Raw genomic sequence first — 12,475 nt, 5'->3', positions numbered from 1 at the left:
ATGCGCAATCCGATCAGTGGGCCAAAGCGTCCGTGGCCGACAATAGTTGTGGGCCGTTGGCCGAAGGCACCAACAACACGCTGTAACGCTCGCCTGCTTTAAGCTCACCCAGTGCCAGCGGTGAACCGACATTGGCGTTGGCACACACCAGTTGCACCGAAAGGCTCACCGGGTTGATCGAACGTCGTTGCAGGGTGCCTTCCGGCACAGCTTTGAACAGATCGGCGGTACGCCCGGCAGGACGCAGGCTCGCATCGGCACAGCTGGCATCAAGGCTGAAAAAAGCCAGCGACGCCTTGAGGCCGTTGAAGTCATCCGGCTGCTCACGCACCGCAACTTGCTTCACGCCTTTGGCGCCGTCAGCAATCGCAACCACAGTGGCGAATTCGCCCGGTTCAACACTCAGTGTCAGCGGTATTTTTTGCGCACCACTGGCCAGGGTGCCTTTGATAGGGCTACTGGCCTGAACCGGGAAAAACGCCGATGCGGGTTTTGCGGCGTCCAGTTGCAAAGGCGCAGCCCCTTCCTGCGCAGTGACCTGCAGCGGCGCAGGCGCGGCATTGATGAAGCGGATGAAGGCCGAGTCCTCGGCAGGTCCGCTCGGGTACAGCGCGATTTCAGCGCTGGCCAGACTGCTCAGAGCAAGCGCAGGAACAGCCAGAAATGCAGTCAGTGGCTTGATCATTTTTTAGCGTCCTTCAAGGCCGGCGCTGCTAGCAGGGCTTTGCTGATGTCTTCGCTCCAGGTTTTGTAACCTTGCGAGGTCAAATGCTGACCATCGACTGTGGCCCACTGGCCTGGCTTGGAGAAGGCGAGCGAATCGATGTAGCTGCACGGCGCAACGTTGCTGGCGAGGAACTTGGACATCATTTCAACGCGGGCAAAAGTCTTGCCGTACTTGCCGCCTTCAGTCCCCCAGTTCGGGCCGACCCACACGCACTGGGTGCCGGTGGCTGCGATAGCTTTGGTGAACGCAGTGGTTTGCTGCCACAACCAGGCCTTCGGAAAAGCCGGTTTCGGGTAGCTGGCCATGGTGTCGCCCAAGACGATCAGCACCAGATCCGGTTTGTCGCTGGCCAGCAATTCGCTGATCGGTTGGGTCGCAGCCTTGCCGCCCAGCACCACGGCTTTTTCAGTGCCACGACGCTCGGCGCCGCCACAGGTGCCCGGAGTGACTTTGAGCCAGTCACCGGCGTTGGAACCACAGACGCCCAGGGTGTGGACTTTTGCGCCCTGCTGGACCAGGTCATCATGCAAAGTGGAAATCAGGTAATCAGGCGTTGCCAGATGACTGTCGCCGATCATCAAGATCGTCATGCCTGCCAGAATCGATGCTGCCACGGTGAATCTCCTGTCGCTTAATTGGAATAAGGGGAACGGTAAGGGCTGACCGGCAAGGCCATCTGGCCGTTGAAGTCATCGAACATGTAGCGCAGGTACAAACCACCGGTGAACTGTTTGTAGTCACGTGCGTTATCGATGCCGAAGTTACCGCCCATAAAGAAGTTACTGCCGAAGCGGTATTCGGCATTGGCGCCGAAGTTGTAGCCAACCCCGGTTTTGTTCTGTCCGCTGTATTGAGTCGGCACGCTGATACCGGACGCGGCGTAGACCTGCGAGACCTGCTCCAGCGCGGCCTGCAAAGCGTTGTCGTTCGGGAAGTACGGCGCAGCGTCCTGCTCGATGTGTTGCAGGCCGACCGACCCGCGCAGGGAATAGCTCAAACGATCCGTACGTTGCGACCAGCTCACCGGCACACCAATGGCGAAGAAGTTCTGCGGGCTGAAGTAGCCGCCGTTGCCGTAGGTGAAGTTGCTCTGGTTCTTGTCGTAGCTGATGCCAGTCAGGCTCAGGCCTGCGGTCAACTGCTTGCTGTCGTTGTTTTGCAGATACCAGTAAACCCCGGTACCGCCTTCCAGACGGCTGTTGGACTCAACGTTGTTGCCCACCAGTTTGTGCACCGAGCCGTAACCATATGCACCGACATCACCGTCGTCATAACCCAGCTGCAGACGCCCGCCATTGGCGGTTACGCCGCCCCATTTCAAGCCACTGCGACGATCCTCAGCACCTGCAAAAGATGCCAGGCTGTCGGTGACCGAACGCCGCGACAGGCTGATGCCATAACGGAAATCACTGCCATCGGTAAACGAACGATCCAGGCTGATGCCACCAACTACGGTGCTGTAGAGGAAGCCCATCGGGCTGGTGCCCAGATCGGTTTTCAAGCCCAGCGACGGGTTTTCATAGGCTAGGGCCAGGCCGATACCATTGTCTTGCTGACGACCAATCGAGCCACCTGTGGAGCCCGCCAGCGAGTTCAGCACTGCGCTGCCAGGGCTGGCATTCAGAGCCGTTTGCAAGTTGGCGGCATCGGTAGCGCTAAGACCTGAAGTCAACTGAGCGCCAGGAATCGCAGGACCACTGCCGAAGCGGTTTTCCGAATCGGAACCCACACTCCCGGCATTCAGCCAGACCGGCGTGACACGCAAGGCAATGCGGTTGTCGTCCAGCGGCCAGCTGATTTCCAGTGGCGCTTGTACTTCGGTCATTTTGCTCAGACCGGACTCGCTGTCGTTGCCGCGATACGTGACGCCCTGCGTTACGCGTGGGCTACGTTCTTGCTGGATCTGATCCAGCGCACGCTGCATCGACTGACGCGGGTCGGGCGAGTCTGCCGTGCTTTTACCCGGCAAGATCCGACCATTGCCATCAGTGCGAGGCGACAGCTGCGAATAGGCAGCCGTCTGATTGAACGTACGGCCATTGGATGCCACCGGCGCAGCAGCCGTTTCTTCAGCCGAGGCGACCTGTACTTCAGCAGGCTCGGGAATCTGATTGATGCTGCTTTCGCTCAGGCGCGATTCGCTGCGTTGACCGCGAGCGCCCACAAAGGGGTTGGCGGCTACTACGCCCGCGAACGGGTTGGCATCCGCCTTCTTCACCGGTTCCTGCAACGCCAGCGCACGGCTATACAGCTCAGACGCCTTGGCGTTCTTGCCTTGCGCGCGGTACAAGCTCGCTGCTGTGGCCAGGATCTGTGGGTTGTTCGGGGCCAGCGCCAACGCTTTATCGATGGCGGCTTCTGCACCGCGATAATCACCGGACTTGTTCAGGGCCTGCGCCATACCGATTTGCAGTTCCGGGTCCTGAGGCTTTTTCGCCAGCAGCGGTTTGTAAAGCTCGATAGCTTTTTTGGCATCGTTGTTGGCGAGGAACATACGCGCCAACGAAGCAACGGCCAGCGAGTCATCAGGCCGTTGCGCGAGGGCAGGAGCCAGCGTGTCATAAGCGGCGACCAGATCGCCCTTCTCGCGTAGCAGATCGGCTTGACGCACGGTGTACAGGAACAGCAAATCGTCGTAGCTACGCTGTTCGGATGCCTGCAGTTTCTGGTTCCGCAGGTCACGCAGGATCTGGTTCACCTGCACATCATCACCGGTCTTCAGCAGGATCCCGGCATAGGCCAGTTGCAGCGCCGGAGACGGAGAGCTGCTTTGTGCAATGGCACTGCGCAAGATCGCCAGACCGTGATCGGTATCACCCGCATCGGCAAAACCGGCAGCGACCGCGCCGAGCAGATCGGGCTTACCGCCGACGTTGAGTTCAGCCTGGCGGAGCACACTCAATGCCTGGGCACGATTACCCTGTTTGGTCAGCGTCGAAGCCTGACTGATCAGCGCCTGCACTTGCACGTCCCTGGCCAGTTGCTGCATGGCCGATGAACGTTGTCCGGCAGGTATACGATCCAGCGTAGTTTGCGCTGCTGACCATTCGCCAAGCTGGCTCGAAATCAGCGCACTGACGTACAACGCTTCGGGCTTTTGCGGATTGGTTTTGACCAGTTCCGCCACGGTCTGACGCGCCTTGTCCGGCGCATCAGTCAACACATACAGACGTGCCAGATCGAAGCTCACCCAAGGGTCTTGCGGGTCATTACGCACCGCGTCCTGCTGGGCAGCAACGGCGCCCTTGAGGTCGCCCGAGCGCTCGGCGTTTTTCGCCTGGCCTACGGCAACGGCAGCACGTAGCGGACGCAAATCGCCAATGCGCTTTTGCTGATCAGCGTTGAGCCCCTCGATTAAACGCAGCCCCTGGCTGGCCTTGCCGCCCTGCGACAGAACAGTGACCAGCCCAGCCAGCGCATCAGGATTATCAGCGTCCAGCGTCAGGGCCTGGCGATAACTGGCTTCGGCGCTGTCCAGTTGGTCCAGGTCGGCCTGAACACCGCCCAGCGCCACATAACCTTCAACCTGACGCGGTTTGCTGGCGATGGCCTGTTGCAGCAAACGACGTGCGCCCTGCAAATCCTGTTCGGCTCGCGCACGGCTGGCCTGAGTCAGCAGATCCCAGTAGCGATTGCTGTCCAGCGCGGCTTGCCAGCGGGTATTCTTTCCACTGGCCGCAGCGCGTTTGAGCAGTTCATTGGCGTCGCTGGTACGCCCTTGTTTTTGACGCACCAGACCCAGGCCACCCAGCGCATCGCTGTCTTGAGGCTCGTCTTTGAGACGTGTCAGAAATGCCTGTTCTGCCACACCTAACTGGTTGTCCTGCAGCGCTTTGAAAGCTCTGCTCAGATTGGAGTTCTCTGCAGCCACACCTTCGCTGCGCAGCGTGTTCAAGTGCTCGCGAACTTCACTGTCATCCGGGTAGGCCTTGAGATAACTCTCGTACAACGGCCCTTCAACAGCACCTGCCGAGCCCATCCAAAGCAACGCCTGACGCCAGCTCTCGGTCGCTTCACCGCCAAGCTCCTGCACAGTGGACAACTGTGCCAGGCGCCGAATGCCTTCGATGCGGGTCGACTCGTCCAGCGTCAGGATTCTTGCAAGAGCGAGTTTGATACGCGGGTTATTGGGCGTTTGTTGCAGTAGACGTTCCAGGCCCTGACGCGCCTCTTTCTGGCCATCTTTCGAATAGCCGAGGTACGAGTAATACCTCAAACCCAGTTCACCCTGCGGCGGTTTGCCGGCGAACAACTGACGGTACAAGCTGATCGCCTTGTCCTGCTCGTCAGAGGCCATAGCCATCTGGATTTGGTCCAGCAGTTGCTCGTTGGAATCGCCTTGCAGGTTGATCGCCTGCTCCAGTTGCAGGGTCAACGGTGCATCAGGATGAAACTTGCGCATGAGCTGTAAATACTGCTCGGCCTGAGCCGGGCGCTTGGTGGTAACGCCAAGCATCCCTAGACCATGCAATGCATCAGCCTGCTGAGGATCGATCAGCAATAGCTTGTTCCATACCTCGGTCGCCCGGGCTGTGTCGTTATGCTCTTGCCAGTAACGTCCCTGCTGCAGCAAGGCCTGCCCGGCACTGTCGAGTGCGGCAAAACTGTTGCTGCTGAGCAGGGCGGCGAACACCCCTGAGATTACTGCGTGGCGGTGCGAGAGCATGTCTTCTCCCAGAAAGTCTGTAACTTTCCGTCGTCGAGAAAGTGGTAGCGCTGATCCATGTGACCGAGGGCAAACAGACCCAGCACGAAGTGGTAATACGGCGGTTGCGCGATCTTGACGGCCTCAGGCGTGAGGCTTTGCGCCATGAATGTCTGCACGCGTTTGGCCTGCCGGTCGCGTTCAGAATCTTCATCCAGCGCATCGAGGTATGGCAGCAGCGCTGCGGAGAAACCCCAAGGGCCGTCGCCGCTGAGTTTTGCACTGCTGACCTGGACTTTTTCGGGAGGTACGCCATTGGCTGCGATGGCGCGCTGCATGCCGCGGAGGTGCTTCAGAATGGGCGCTGCCAGCGGATCCTTGCTCGGCGTAATGCCCGCCCACAAGTAAACGCGAATAGCGTCGTAGCTGCCCTGCTCGCCCTTGATCGGGTCGACAATGAACTCGCCCTTGCCCGGCCCGGTGGCGCGATAGCTGACCCAGTCAGCCACAAAGCCCTTGTGGCTGACGGCCTTGATCAGGGTCGCGGTGTTGGCGGCAATTTCAGCCCACGGACCGCTGCGGTCGAACTCGGCAAAACGCCTTAGCAACGGGATCGGCATATAGCTGGGGTTGAGCATCCATTGATCAGGCTTCACGAAACCGCGAAAACCCGGCAAGAGCATTTTGCCCAGACCGGGTAGATCGGCGACTTCCTGAGTGACCACGTTGTGCAGAATCTTGCGGGCAGCCTCGGTGTATTCGTCGTTTTCCCAAAGACGCCCGGCTTCGAGCAGCGCGTAGGCAAACCACAAATCAGCGTCGGATGCCGAATTGTCGTCCAGCACGCGCCACGCGCCCGCATCGTCCCTGCCCCAGAGCCATGCAGGCAGATGCGTGCTGATATCGCCAGCCGCCAGATTGTTCTGCGCCCAGTGCCACAACAGATCAAAACTTGCCCGATCATTAGCGACCAGGGCAAAGAACATGCTGTAGGACATGCCTTCGGAGGAGCTGTTTAGCTGTGGGGTGCTGGCGTCCAGCACACGGCCATCGGCCTGCACGAAGTGTTTATCGAAGGTTTGCCACAACGGCCAGGTTGTGACTTCGCAAGTACGTGCCTGGGCCTGGGCCAGCGTAGGTAGCAGCATCGACATTCCCAGAGCGAGAGCACGAATGCTTTTCTGAATTTGCTGCATTTTTCTGTAGGAGTGAGCTTGCTCGCGATACGGTGTGTCATCAGAAAAATTGTTATCTGCCCTGCCGCCATCGCGAGCAAGCTCACTCCTACAAGAATCTGCATCCACATCCAATGTGGCGGCGCCAACAGGCAGGCGACGGCTCGAGATGAAAAACATCAGCCTTCGACCCGTTCACGAGCACGGGCACGCAGTGCCAGGTAAGACAGCAGGGTCAGCAACGTAATACCAAAAGCAGATACAACCATCATCAGCAGCACATTGCGCGACAACTGCCATTGCAGGTCCTTGAAGAAGCCCAGGGTGCCTACGTGATACAGTTCCTCGGCCAGTAACGGCTCGACGGTTTTACCGTGTACCAGCACCAGGCTGCCTTGAATCGCCTGGGTGTAGTCCTCACCGCCAGTCACCGCATTGGTGACGTCCTGCAAGGTCTCCGGCGTGCCGCTGGAAATCACCACGACGCTGCGACCACTCTGCAGGGGCGATTCAAAGCCGGTCAGGTAAGAGCTGCGTTTTTCGCCGGAGAACGCCAGAGCCATGCGCGCATTACGCTGATTGGCTTCCAGATCCGGGCTCACCCAGTCACGCAGGCGGAACGACAGGTTGGAAAGCTTGAAACTCTGCTGAGCATCATTGGCAACGATGGGCAATTGATTGGCCCATTGCTTGAGCAGCGGCTGGTTATCGCCAGAGGCCAGGACCAGCAAGTCTTTACCGGCGACGGACGCCACTTGCGCGGCCTGAGTGACGGTGACCGCAGTCGCCGGATAACCCGTTGACTGACCGAAGCGGCCAAGGATTGTCAGGTAGGCACTCAACTCGGCGGCACCGGCATTGTCAGGCAACACAACGGCGGTTTCCGAAAGGTCAGCCATGCGCGTGAACGGGAAACCCGAGTCCTTGAACACACCCAGGTTAGGCATTGCGATGAAGTGCTTGTAGCCGCTCAGGTCGAGCGTCGAATCCGGGTCGATACCAGCACGCATGTTGTCGATGATGATGTCCTGACATTCACCCTGACGGATGTAGTCGAACATATAGCGCAGTTGCAGACGCGACTGCAGAGCCACCGAGTTGAGCGGCAGCAACATGCGCGTCTCACGGGACAGGCTGTCATCTTCTTTCTTGATCTTTGCCAGCAGGCTCTTGTCGAGCTTTTCCAGGGACGGCAACTGCTTGGCTTCAATCAGGCGATCATTGAGGCTGACGGTGAGCGACGAGTTGGTCGATGTCTGCTGAGGCGTGTAGCGATATTTAAGATTCAGCGGCGCGCCGTCTTCTTGCCAGCTGGACAGATCCGGCGGGAAGTTGAGCGGAACGACGATGTCCCCGGGGTTGTAGCCCGCGACATTGAATTTTTTGGCTTCGAGCAATTCACCCAGTTTCACCGGACGATCACTTGGCACCCAGTACGGCGCGTCGTAGGGCTTGCGCGGCGGCAAGGCTTGAAGGCTGTCGATGACCACACTTTCACCGGACAGTGTCTGGCGCCCCAGCACCAGAGCGGTGGCTGCGCGCTTGAGCTCTGCCGTGTCGCGCCCACTGACGACCAGAATCTTGCCATTGGTATCGTTGGGGTTGGTCACGACCGACAACGTCGGGCCTTTGGCCGCAGGGATATTCCAGCCGCCGATGTCATGCGCGGTGCTGCCACTGACCAGCACCACGGCATTGCCAGTGGCTGGCAAGCTGTTGATCTGGGCAGGGAACACCGAACCACGGTAGCTTGCCAGCGAGCCGAACCAGGACGACAGCACACCGGCTGCTTCCACCGTTCCGTTATCCGGCGCAGCGCCGAACACGATAGGCAGATTCAAAAGACGGGCATCGCGACGATCAAAAAACGGCTGAGGCAATGCCGCCAGATCGTTTGCCGTCGTCAGCGGCGTGACTTGAATCTCCAGTTGCGAAGTATTGCCCACCCTCGCCCACAGGCTGGAGTGCAGCGGGTCTTCACAGCTCATCGAGTAGTGCCCGATGAACTGCAGGCTCAGGCGGTTGAACTCGGTGATCAGGTGCGAAGGGATCTCGACGATCTGGGTCTGCGGCTTGCCTGCGCCTTCTTTGCTCAGTGGCAGGCTGGCGGCCACTTCATCGTTGACCATCACATTGAGCTGCGACATGTCTTCAAGCAGGGCCGGTGAGTAGCTGTACTCAAGCTTGAGTCGCGCGCCGGTGACAATCTGGTCGGCACGGATATCGAAGTTGACCCCGTCGGCGGATTCAACGCCGCGCAACACCATCGGGTAAACACGGCCAAGCTGCTTGAACGTCAGGCTGTAGTCACTGCTGGCAGCCGGAGTCTCGCTTGTCACAGCAGCGGTGTCCGCCAATACCGAAGTGCTGACCAGTAAAGCCAGCACGGAAGAAAGCCGTTTCAGCGTATTGCCATTAACGGGCCGGTTCCCGCGTACGAAATACGAAGAAGTCATGGCATTTCCAGAGAGTTTTCAGAAGTTTTGGAAGAGCGGCGACGCCACCAGAGAAGTCGACCGATATCGTTTCGTGTGGCGCTGAACAGCTCGCAGACACCGCGCCAGCCGATCTGGCCCACTTCGCGCAAGGCCACCAACGGGGAGTCGGGCTTGCCTTGCCCCCAACTCGCGGCCCAGGTGTCGGCACGGGCGAACGTCAGACGTACCAGTTCGCTTTGCTGACGCAGCGACAGGTCGATGAAGCGAGCGCCGATATCGCCATTACGGGTAAACACCACGTTGGCCGGGAACTCGCTGCTGTAGTTTTTGCGGAACAGCGCGATCTGGATGACTTCGCCATTCTGGATACCGGCATCGGCAGGCAACTTCATGCCCAGACCCGTCTGGGAAAAGTCCTGTGTTACGCCGTCGATCTCACTGCCGTCGGCCCGGGTGACACGCACCGGCAATTGCACTTGCACACGAGGCTCGGTACGGACCTGACGTGTCTCACTGGCAACCGCGATCGCAGCGCTGGTGATCATGATGTTGTAGATGGTCCACGCCATGTTGATCACCAGGGTCAACGTGGCCGCATCGTTGCTCCACCCGCTATGGAACAGGGTGTAGATGCCGATGCAGAACACTGTGGCATTCAGCCCCAGCAAGATGATGTAGGGACGCGCCAGCGTCCAGTCGAAGTATTTCTCGTCAACGATCCCGCCCTTGTCGGTCACGTTGAAGCCGCCGAACTTGGGGTTGATCATGGCCATCAACACCGGGCCCATGATGTACCAGGCCAGCACAGCCTCGTAGACCTCGTTCCAGAACGAATGCCGGAACCGGCCCTGAACGGCGGAGTTGGTCAGGCTGGCGTGGAAAATATGCGGCAGCACGTAGGCGGTAATCATCAGAGCCGATGCGTGCATGACCTCCGCACCGAACAGCAGGTACGCCAGGGGAGCAGTGAGGAACACCAGTCGCGGCAAACCGTAGAAGAAGTGCAGCATGGCGTTGGCATAACACAGGCGCTGGCCCAGCTTCAGTCCTCTGCCGAGCAAAGGGTTATCAGTACGGAAGATTTGCGCCATGCCCCGCGCCCAACGGATACGCTGCGCGATGTGTCGCGAGAGGCTTTCAGTTGCCAGGCCGGCAGCTTGCGGGATCGCAAGGTAAGCGGTGTTGTAGCCCTTACGGTTCAATTTGAGAGCGGTATGGGCATCTTCGGTGACGGTTTCGACCGCAACGCCGCCGACCTCCAGCAAGCTGGTACGACGCAATACGGCACAGGAGCCACAGAAGAAAGTCGCGTTCCACAGGTCGTTGCCGTCTTGCAGCAGACCGTAGAACAGCTCACCTTCGTTGGGCACAGAGCGGAACGTGTCCAGATTCTTCTCGAACGGGTCTGGCGAGAAGAAAAAGTGCGGCGTCTGCAGCATGGCGAGCTTAGGGTCCTTGAGGAACCAGCCCATCGTCACTTGCAGAAAAGAACGGGTCGGCACGTGGTCCGCGTCGAACATGGCGATGTATTCGCCATGGGTAACCTTGAGTGCTTCATTGAGGTTGCCGGCTTTCGCATGACGGTTGTTGTCGCGCACGATGTAACCCACACCGATTTGCTCGCAGAACTCGCGGAAATCCTCACGACGCCCATCATCAAGCACATAGACATTGAGCTTGTCCCTAGGCCAGTCGATGGCTTGGGCAGCAAAAATGGTCAACTTCACGATGCTCAAGGCTTCGTTGTAAGACGGAATAAATACGTCGACGGTCGGCCACTCGCTGGGCGGGCCAGTCATGATCATCGGCTTGCGACGCAGCGGCCAGGCGGTCTGCACGTAACCCAGCACGATAACCACCAGGGTGTAGAACTCCGCCACGATCAGGCCGTAGCCCAGCAAGCTGTCCAGCCAGTTGTCGAAGTCCAGGGTCGAGGTAAGGCGCCAGTACATGTAGCGCAGCGATGCCGTCAGCGACAGCATGATCAACGCCAGCACCGAGACTCGCCCCGGGAACTTGCGAAGGACCATCATGGCGGCGAAGCACAGCAGGCCGAAAGCGCACTGGGCATACAACTCCAGAGGGGCGGTGACGACAAATAGCATCAGTACCAGGCCAACCGCGAAAGCGGCGAATTTAAGCGCCCGGGCGAGGCCAACGGGCAAGCCGTCGACAGTCTTCACAAGGGCATTCAGGCACAGTTCTGCGCGTGTCCGCGGTCGGGACACTTCAGGTACTACCGAGGTCATGAGATGTAGGACTCTTTGGCTTTCTGCGTCATTAGTTGAGCGGTCATGGCTCGGCCCAGGGCCAGCATGTCCTTGCAACCTTCAGAGGCACAGGCGCCTTCGAGCGGGTTGCGACCATAAGCCAGGGCCTCGCTGATGTCATGATCGACATTCACAACACCCAGCAATTGCCTGCCCAAGCGGCGTTCAAGCACCACCAGCATGTCGCGCGAGAACGCTCGCGAAGCATCGAACTGGTTGATGACATAACTGCACGTGAACGGAGTTGAGCGCGGCCTGCTTGTAGAGAGCAGACGTTCCATTTGATCGAGCGTCTGGTAGGAGGCGGCGTCTGCGGTGGCGACGACCAGAATGTGGTCCGCCACGGTCAGCACTTGCTCCAGATAAGCCGTACGGCCTGGAGGCGTGTCGATCACCACGACGTCACGCTCTCCCAGATCCATGTGCGCCAACTGACGGGCAAGCCACTGCGGATCACTGTCCAGAAAGCGCTCCAGAGTGCGGCGCTCTTCTTCATTCAACATGCCGTACGGCAGCAATTGCGTGCCCGCCGAACCTGGCAGCAACAAGGAGCGCCAGTTCTCGCCCAGCAGGCTGGCATTGCCCATACCCGCAACATCCGGGCTGACTTGCAGGTGGTACTGCAAGGCACTTTGCGGGTCGAGGTCGATGGCCAGGGTCTGCCCGCCTTGTAGCCGCAACACCGTTGCAAGGCCGGCACTGAGGGTGGTCTTGCCCACGCCGCCTTTGGGGGAGACGACGGCGACAACCTGTGCCTTCAAAGGCTTGAGCGGTTCTTTACCGAGGGATTGCAGCAGTGCTTGCTGGTTACGCGCGGCTGCTTCCGCTTCACGTGCGCGAGCCACTTCCCGCAATAGATTCTGCAGCGGGGTCGAAGCAGGACGCGGCTGGATCGTCTCAGCGTGAGCGGGCTCGCTTGCGAGACTCTGTGCCTGCAAAGACTGGGGAGTCGAGGACTGGGGTTCGCCTGGCGTTAGATCTGGCGACACCGCTCGTATATCTGACGGCCGCACTGCGGAAGGCTTTTCCTTGTAGTCGAAGTCGCCTTCAATTTCCAGGTAGCTGTCCGTACTTGCCCCGAAACTTCGGAATAAATTTCCAACGTCATCTACGCGTTTCATTGAAGCCGACCTCTGACTACCAGCTAGCTGAGCATCAGCTCATACGAAAATATTAGTACCAACTGTGTGATATCAATATGATGGTGTCAATATTCTGTA

7 protein-coding genes are annotated in these 12,475 nt (G+C 59.1%); all 7 read right to left on the bottom strand.

Features of this window, described 5'->3' with window-relative positions:
- Positions 1-13: 13 nt before the first annotated feature.
- The 7 genes from ACYASS_RS23290 to bcsQ all read right to left on the bottom strand — a co-directional run bounded on the left by ACYASS_RS23290 (position 14) and on the right by bcsQ (position 12,376).
- The gene (locus ACYASS_RS23290; RefSeq protein WP_243247101.1) at positions 14-685 is read right to left on the bottom strand and encodes an alginate O-acetyltransferase AlgF; all 672 of its coding nucleotides are present in this window, start codon (positions 683-685) and stop codon (positions 14-16) included.
- Positions 682-1,305, bottom strand: coding sequence for an SGNH/GDSL hydrolase family protein (locus ACYASS_RS23285; RefSeq protein ID WP_243247253.1), 624 nt, complete (start codon positions 1,303-1,305; stop codon positions 682-684). The genes ACYASS_RS23290 and ACYASS_RS23285 overlap by 4 nt, the downstream gene beginning before the upstream one ends.
- Positions 1,306-1,358: 53 nt before the next feature.
- Positions 1,359-5,393 (bottom strand): cellulose biosynthesis protein BcsC, encoded by a 4,035-nt coding sequence (locus tag ACYASS_RS23280; RefSeq protein ID WP_463587862.1) that lies wholly within the window; start codon positions 5,391-5,393, stop codon positions 1,359-1,361.
- Complete coding sequence (bcsZ, locus tag ACYASS_RS23275) at positions 5,369-6,520, bottom strand: cellulose synthase complex periplasmic endoglucanase BcsZ (RefSeq protein ID WP_463587861.1); 1,152 nt, start codon at positions 6,518-6,520, stop codon at positions 5,369-5,371. Before bcsZ ends, ACYASS_RS23280 begins: the two co-directional genes overlap by 25 nt.
- A 206-nt stretch (positions 6,521-6,726) precedes the next feature.
- On the bottom strand, positions 6,727-9,003 hold the full coding sequence (bcsB, locus tag ACYASS_RS23270; protein WP_463587860.1) for a cellulose biosynthesis cyclic di-GMP-binding regulatory protein BcsB: 2,277 nt from the start codon (positions 9,001-9,003) through the stop codon (positions 6,727-6,729).
- On the bottom strand, positions 9,000-11,234 hold the full coding sequence (gene bcsA, locus ACYASS_RS23265) for a UDP-forming cellulose synthase catalytic subunit (RefSeq protein WP_463587859.1): 2,235 nt from the start codon (positions 11,232-11,234) through the stop codon (positions 9,000-9,002). The genes bcsB and bcsA overlap by 4 nt, the downstream gene beginning before the upstream one ends.
- Complete coding sequence (gene bcsQ / locus ACYASS_RS23260) at positions 11,231-12,376, bottom strand: cellulose biosynthesis protein BcsQ (protein WP_463587858.1); 1,146 nt, start codon at positions 12,374-12,376, stop codon at positions 11,231-11,233. Before bcsQ ends, bcsA begins: the two co-directional genes overlap by 4 nt.
- Positions 12,377-12,475: the final 99 nt, after the last annotated feature.

It is taken from the genome of Pseudomonas sp. HP_14 (assembly GCF_055283875.1).
Note: the sequence above shows the minus strand (reverse complement) of the source record. Positions and strands in the feature narration are given on the sequence as shown.

Bases quoted from the DNA above. Each gene is read 5' to 3' on its own strand.
- bcsA (WP_463587859.1), bottom strand. From the start codon at position 11,234: ATGACCTCGGTAGTACCTGAAGTGTCCCGACCGCGGACACGCGCAGAA.
- ACYASS_RS23290 (WP_243247101.1), bottom strand. From the start codon at position 685: ATGATCAAGCCACTGACTGCATTTCTGGCTGTTCCTGCGCTTGCTCTG.
- bcsQ (WP_463587858.1), bottom strand. From the start codon at position 12,376: ATGAAACGCGTAGATGACGTTGGAAATTTATTCCGAAGTTTCGGGGCA.
- bcsZ (WP_463587861.1), bottom strand. From the start codon at position 6,520: ATGCTGCTACCTACGCTGGCCCAGGCCCAGGCACGTACTTGCGAAGTC.
- ACYASS_RS23285 (WP_243247253.1), bottom strand. From the start codon at position 1,305: ATGATCGGCGACAGTCATCTGGCAACGCCTGATTACCTGATTTCCACT.
- ACYASS_RS23280 (WP_463587862.1), bottom strand. From the start codon at position 5,393: ATGCTCTCGCACCGCCACGCAGTAATCTCAGGGGTGTTCGCCGCCCTG.
- bcsB (WP_463587860.1), bottom strand. From the start codon at position 9,003: ATGACTTCTTCGTATTTCGTACGCGGGAACCGGCCCGTTAATGGCAAT.